This is a genomic window from Syntrophorhabdales bacterium, from assembly GCA_035541455.1.
Lineage (GTDB): Bacteria > Desulfobacterota > Syntrophorhabdia > Syntrophorhabdales > WCHB1-27 > JADGQN01.
Genome location: DATKNH010000075.1, coordinates 1 through 6,728, shown reverse-complemented (window position 1 = coordinate 6,728; position 6,728 = coordinate 1). Strand labels below are relative to the sequence as shown.

At 53.8% G+C, this 6,728-nt stretch carries 5 protein-coding genes; 3 read left to right on the top strand and 2 right to left on the bottom strand.

What is annotated here, in order from left to right; translation table 11 throughout:
• Nucleotides 1-193: 193 nt before the first annotated feature.
• Together larA and eno are read right to left on the bottom strand one after the other, a co-directional pair.
• Entirely contained in the window at nucleotides 194-1,441 is a 1,248-nt protein-coding gene (gene larA, locus VMT71_07805; GenBank protein HVN23861.1) for a nickel-dependent lactate racemase, read from the bottom strand.
• 54 nt (nucleotides 1,442-1,495) lie between these two features.
• Nucleotides 1,496-2,776, bottom strand: coding sequence for a phosphopyruvate hydratase (eno, locus tag VMT71_07800; GenBank protein HVN23860.1), 1,281 nt, complete (start codon nucleotides 2,774-2,776; stop codon nucleotides 1,496-1,498).
• A gap of 156 nt (nucleotides 2,777-2,932) precedes the next feature.
• Between eno and VMT71_07795 the strand changes: the two genes are divergently transcribed.
• The 3 genes from VMT71_07795 to VMT71_07785 all read left to right on the top strand — a co-directional run bounded on the left by VMT71_07795 (nucleotide 2,933) and on the right by VMT71_07785 (nucleotide 6,590).
• Complete coding sequence (locus VMT71_07795; GenBank protein ID HVN23859.1) at nucleotides 2,933-3,358, top strand: protease inhibitor I42 family protein; 426 nt, start codon at nucleotides 2,933-2,935, stop codon at nucleotides 3,356-3,358.
• Nucleotides 3,359-3,487: 129 nt separating this feature from the next.
• Nucleotides 3,488-5,152 (top strand): dihydroxy-acid dehydratase, encoded by a 1,665-nt coding sequence (gene ilvD, locus VMT71_07790; GenBank protein HVN23858.1) that lies wholly within the window; start codon nucleotides 3,488-3,490, stop codon nucleotides 5,150-5,152.
• Nucleotides 5,153-5,216: 64 nt separating this feature from the next.
• The gene (locus VMT71_07785) at nucleotides 5,217-6,590 is read left to right on the top strand and encodes an FAD-linked oxidase C-terminal domain-containing protein (protein ID HVN23857.1); all 1,374 of its coding nucleotides are present in this window, start codon (nucleotides 5,217-5,219) and stop codon (nucleotides 6,588-6,590) included.
• Nucleotides 6,591-6,728 lie beyond the last annotated feature (138 nt).

Below are 6,728 nucleotides of genomic sequence, written 5' to 3'. Positions count from 1 at the left end.
AAGCAGCCGGGAATCTGTTTCATCCTGCGATGATATGCGACGCACTCACAGCACCTGCCGCGTTTCTCGCAATCATACGTGCAGGTGCATGCTACCAGATTTTCCTTTATGGTACATTCCATGATTGCTCCTTCCTTCGTCTTCCTGCTTCAAACGTTAAACTTTGCACCTTAAACTTCGAGGTTACTCCATTTTAGAAGATCAATGTCTTTGAACCCTCGGGTATCACGTAACAGAGCAGTTCCCCGGGCGTCGTAATCGAGCCGACCGCCTCCGCTACGCTTTTCTTGGGGGTCATGCCCATTTTGTTCACATCCGCATCATTCAGGTCTGACACGAACATAACCTTATATCGTTCCGCCTTCAGCCGGGTCGCGTACGCAGTCTGCGCGTACACCTTATCGCTCTCCCGCACAAAAGGTTCCATCTCTTCTGCAGTGGGATAATCGAACCATGGAAGAAAGTAGGGATTGCCAATACCGTCCTCGCATTTTCCGATCAGAATGATATTCCCGCCATCTTTGACCGCAGCCTGTGCATGATCCAGCGCTTTGTGGGTTTGAATGAAGTCGATATCTTTGGGGTATCCGCCGGCGCTCACAATCACGACGTCCGCTTTTTCCCTGACCTCCACGCCGAAGTGTTTACCGTACCATTCGCAGCCCACCCGGTGAGCTTCCTTTACGTCACCTGCAAATACATTGAGAAACTGCTTTTCATCATCGACCACCGTGTTGATCAGAAAAAGAGGAACGGGCACCAGTGCGAGTGCAGCCAGCAATTCTTCCTGCATGGGGTTCCCCTCCAGTATCCCCGGCCTCACCCTGGGGTGCTTTCCTGGTCTGTCCGGAAGGAAGACTTTCTTGTGCACACCTAACAGCGTCTCGTACCCTGATATGCCGGGGAAGAGTGCCTTTCGGCCGCCTCCGTACCCCGCAAGGTAATGGAAGCTTATCGAGCCCAAAAGAATCGCACCCTTCTTTTTGAGGAGCGTTGAATTGACCCGAATCTCCAGGCCGGATGGCGTTCGGCCTAATGAGGTCAATCCTGATGCATCGAAGCAGTCGTGGTCATTGCATGGGACCTGTTCATACACGCGATCGGACACGATGCTTCTTCTCTCGGCTTCTGTCTGCTTCCGGTGGTTCCCCAGAGCGAAGAGAATCTCCAGATCGCAGCCTTTGAGATACTTTTCGCAAAGCACGGGAAGAAGGAATTCCGCGCCCATGTACCGCGTGGTGTCCGGGACGATGAGCAACAATTCCTGACCGGGCAACCATTCCTGCAGAGGCTTTTGGCCGATTGGTGAGGAGAGGCTTTTCTGCAAAAGCTCCTCCACAGGCTGGGGAGCCGGATGCCCGGGCTCCAGCAACTGGACGCGCCATGTGTCTGGCACATCGAAAGATGCGGCACCTTTACCGCATTTGAGAGGACGCATCATTTTGTTCTGCATGTCCGTGACCCTTGATCCTTGACCCGTAGCCTTGTCTCGACGTCATGACCGTATGCTGTAGAAGACATCTTTGCCGCCGAAGATTGCCGTATCTCCCAGTTCTTCTTCGATCCGGAGCAGTTGGTTATATTTGGCGATCCGCTCGCTTCGCGAAGCAGAACCTGTCTTGATCTGCCCCGCGTTTGTTGCAACAGCCAAATCAGCGATAAAAGTATCCTCGGTCTCTCCCGACCTGTGAGATATGACGCACGTGTAACCCGCGCGCTTCGCAATTTCGATGGTGGTCAGCGTCTCTGTCACTGTACCGATCTGATTGAGTTTTATCAGTACACTGTTTGCGACCCCTCTCGTAATGCCTTCCATCAATATCTTTGGATTGGTAACAAAGACATCATCACCGACCAGCTGAATTTTCGACGAGCATTTCTTGGTGAGGAGTTCCCACCCTTCCCAGTCGCCTTCCGCCAAACCATCTTCAATGGAGATGATCGGATAGTTTTTGATGAGCGACTGATAAAAAGTCACCACTTCTTCGGACTTCATTGTCTTGCCATCAATCTTATATTTGCGCGCCTTGAAAAGTTCACTTGCTGCCACGTCAAGAGCGAGCAGGATGTCTTCTCCCGGTTTGCAGCCCGCCTTTTGGATCGCGACAAGAAGAAGATCAAGTGCCTCTTTGGTCGAAGCGATCTGCGGTGCGAATCCGCCCTCGTCCCCGACGCCCGTGACATGCCCCTTTTCCTTGAGCACTGCTTTGAGCGAGTGAAACACCTCGGCGCCCATCCGCAACGCTTCCTTGAAAGAGTCGGCGCCCACAGGCGCGATCATGAATTCCTGGACATCGAGAGGGTTCTGGGCGTGCGCACCTCCATTGATGACGTTCATGAGAGGGACAGGCAGTTCCCGGGCGCGTACTCCTCCCAGGTACTGGTAGAGCGGCAAGCCGAAATATTCTGCCGCTGCCCTTGCAACTGCCATGGACACCCCGAGGATCGCATTTGCCCCGAGCTTGCTCTTATTATCCGTGCAATCGAGTTTGATCATCAAGTCATCTATGTACGTCTGCTCCGCAGCATCGAGGCCTTCCACTTCCTTGGCGATGATCTCATTTACATTCTTGACTGCGTTTGTCACACCTTTTCCCTGGTATCGTTTTGCATCATTGTCTCTCAACTCCAGAGCTTCTCTTTCGCCGGTGGATGCTCCGGAAGGCACGATTGCGCGTCCTACATCGCCGCTTTCAAGCACCACCTCGACTTCGACAGTCGGATTTCCCCTGCTATCCAGTACCTCGCGCGCAAAGACTTCATAAATCGTGGACATAGGAGCCTCCTCTTACAATATTTTGGCAATGCTCTGTGCGTTGTTGAATGTAGCACACGCGCAACAGGGGGTCAACGGGGTTGTGCGGTAAAGGAAGTTGTGCCTTTATCCGATAAGAGTTAAAATTATACTATAGTGCACGGGAGGTACGACAAGTTGAAATTTTGCGTCCGTTTCTCTATTCTGCTTATCGCTCTGCTCTGGCTGATGGCAGGTGTTCATGCAATGGGGTCTGATGGTAACACCGGGGAGGGTACTGGCGTGGTAGTCATTCATAAAGAGGATAATGGGCGAGAGTTGCAGGTAAAGTCCGGAGATGTCATACAGGTAGAGCTGAGCGGACCCGGGGCTACCGGGTACTGGTGGTATGCAGCCGGTCTGGACCCGGCGCGCCTGGAGCTTCTCTCTGAGGAGACGAACCCTCCTCCGGATAAGAAGCTCATGGGTGGGCCTGTGACTGGCATATGGCGGTTCAAGACAAAAGAGCCGGGCAAGACCAATCTCACTATGAAATATTACCGTGTCTGGGAAGGGCCTGAAAAGGCCGTGGACCAATTCTCAGTGGTTCTGGACATCCGCTAGGCCCTTTCGCCTTCGCATTTTTATCTCCTGAACGGTTTAATCCGCCTTTCATTTATCGTATAATACTGAATTCTCGCTATCACCCTGCATCGAACATTAACGGGATCAGCAAGCAGCAAAGGAGGACGTATGCGATCAGACAGCATGAAAAAAGGCATTGAAAAGGCACCGCACCGCTCACTCTTCAAGGCAATGGGCTGTGTAGCAGAGGAGCTGGAACGGCCGATCATCGGTATCGCAAACTCTGCCAGCGACCTGATCCCTGGTCACATCCACCTCGACAAGATCTGCCGCGCAGTGAAAGACGGTGTGTACATGGCAGGTGGCACTCCCATGGAATTTTCAACCATCGGTGTCTGCGACGGCATTGCGATGAACCATGAGGGCATGAAGTACTCGCTTGGTTCCCGCGAACTGATCGCTGATTCTGTCGAAGTCATGGCCAAGGCCTACCCTTTTGACGGTCTCATCCTCATCCCTAACTGCGACAAGATCATCCCCGGCATGATGATGGCAGCGCTGCGTCTTAATCTACCTGCTATTGTGGTGAGCGGTGGACCCATGCTGGCCGGCAGATTCAAGGGAAAGCAGGTCGATCTCATCTCAGTGTTTGAAGGGGTAGGTAAAGTGGCCGGCGGCCTGATGACAGAAGCAGAACTTTCGGAGCTGGAAGAATGTGCCTGTCCGGGCGCGGGCTCGTGCGCGGGCATGTTCACGGCAAATTCAATGAATTGCCTGAGTGAGGCGCTGGGCTTGGGCCTTGTCGGCAACGGCACGATCCCTGCTGTGTACGCCGCCAGGCTGAGGCTCGCAAAGCGGGCAGGCAGGAGGATTGTGGAGCTGGTCAAAGAAAACGTGAAGCCGCGCGACATCGCAACGCTTGATGCCTTCAGGAACGCGATCACCGTCGATATGGCTTTTGGCGGATCATCTAACACGGCCCTGCATCTGCCCGCGATTGCCCACGAGGCAGGGATCGATTTGCCGCTTACGCTGTTTGATGAAATCTCAGAGAAGACTCCTCATCTCTGCAACATGAGCCCGGCAGGCCCGCATCACCTTGAGGATTTGAATGAAGCCGGCGGCGTGTATGCGATCATGAAAGAGCTCTCAAAGAAGAATCTCATCCGGCAGTCCTGCAGGACGGTGGAGGGTAAGAGGGTAGGCGAGATTCTTAAAAAGGTGGAGGTCTTCGATCATAACGTGATCCGTGAGACGGCGGAAGCGTACCATCAAAAGGGAGGGCTTGCGGTGCTGTATGGAAGCCTCGCGCCGCAGGGTGCTATCATAAAGACCGCCGGCGTTCCCGATGAGATGCGGACCTTTGTCGGAAAGGCAAAAGTATTTGAAAGCGAAGAAGAGACAGTAGCGGCGATCATGAAGGGAAAGATTAAAGCGGGAGACGCGGTGATCGTGCGCTATGAGGGGCCGAAGGGTGGACCCGGCATGAGAGAGATGCTCACGCCTACGAGTGTTCTGGTCGGCCGGGGACTGGATAAAGGCGTTGCTCTTATCACCGACGGAAGGTTCTCCGGCGGTACGCGCGGCCTTTGCATAGGCCATGTGAGTCCTGAAGCTGCGGAGGGTGGACCCATCGCTTGTGTAAGGAATGGAGATAAGATAGAAATAGATCTCGACAGGAAGAAGATGAACATCGTTGTAGCAAAAGAAGAGATGGACAGGAGAAAGGCTAGCTGGAGGCAGCCTGAACCGAACATCAAAGAAGGCTACATGGCCCGTTACGCCCGCATGGTGACCGGAGCTGCAAGCGGAGCAGTTTTTAAAGACGAATAGGAGTTTAAGGTTTGAAGTTTAAGGTTTAAGGTCAAAAACTTGTGCTACTTAATGTGGTGGTTGCATGGATGACAGAATCATACACGAGATCACAGAAATCGTTGGAAAAGAAAATGTCTTGTCGTCGGTCGAGGAACGAAAGTGCTATTCGTACGACGGCAGGGTAGATGGCAACCTGCCTGACCTGATCGTTTTCCCGACTTCCGCCGCGGACGTATCACGGATTCTCGTGTTGGCAAACAAACACCTGTTTCCTGTCATTCCCAGAGGTCAGGGCTCCGGGCTCACGGGCGGCTCCGTGCCCGTCGCCGGCGGCGTGGTGCTTGTCTTCACGAAGATGAACCGTATCCTGGAGATCGATACGGAGAACCTGATAACTGTTGTGGAACCCGGCGTCATCACCTTTGTCTTACAGGAAGAGGTGGCGAAGAAGGGCCTCTTCTATCCTCCGGACCCGTCATCCTACAAGTACTCGAGCATCGGCGGCAATATCGCCGAATGCGCAGGAGGACCAAATTCTCTGAAATATGGGGTGACGCGTGACTACGTGCTCGGCCTCGAGGTTGTGCTCCCCACCGGTGAAATTCTGAACACGGGCGTCCGCACGATGAAGGGGGTCGTCGGCTATGACCTGACAAGGCTCATCGTCGGCAGTGAAGGAACGCTTGGCGTTGTGACAAAAGTAATTCTGAAGCTCATTCCGCTGCCGGAAACCAGGGCCACGATGCTCGCACTCTTCAGAGAAGTAGAGGAGGCTGCAAAAACAGTATCGGCCATCGTTGCCGCCCGGGTTGTGCCTTCCACCATAGAGTTTCTGGACAGAGCTTCCATCAGGTGCAGTGAGCAGGCATCCCCCATGGGAATACCGGACGAAGTAGGCGGGCTTCTCATCATCGAGGTGGACGGCAACCAGGCGTCAGTCGTGGCCGATGCTGAGAAGATCAGGAAGATTGTGCTTGAGCACAATGCCATTCGCTGCGACCTCACACAGGACCCGAAGGAAGCAGACAAGCTGTGGCAGGCGCGGCGGACTGTTTCCCAGGCCACGTACAATCTGAATCCGGTAAAGGTCGCGGAGGATGTAGTGGTGCCCCGCAGCGAGATACCCACTCTTATCCGTGCCCTGGAGGAAATGGGAAAGAAGTACGGCATTCCCATTTTAAGCTTCGGTCATGCAGGGGACGGCAATTTTCATGTAAGCATGATGATCCGGGACACGGCAGAAGACAGAGAGAAAGCGGAAGAAGCAGTGAAAGAGCTTTTTGCGAGAACCGTCAGTCTCGGAGGTACACTTTCAGGCGAGCACGGCATAGGCCTGTCTAAAGCAGCCTACCTGGGAATGGAGTTGTCTGACCAGGTGATGGAAACCATGAAGAAGATCAAGAGACTTTTCGACCCGAACAACATTCTCAACCCCAACAAGATTTTTCCCGCGTGATGGGGCCTTTCGCGCCTCCCTTCGTAGCTGCGTCGTCGCGGATTCCTCGACGTAGCTCCACTACGCCTCCGGCCCGCTCCTCCTCGCCGCCTCGGTATCCATCGAAAATCGACCCATCACGCGCATAGTTTCGGGTGG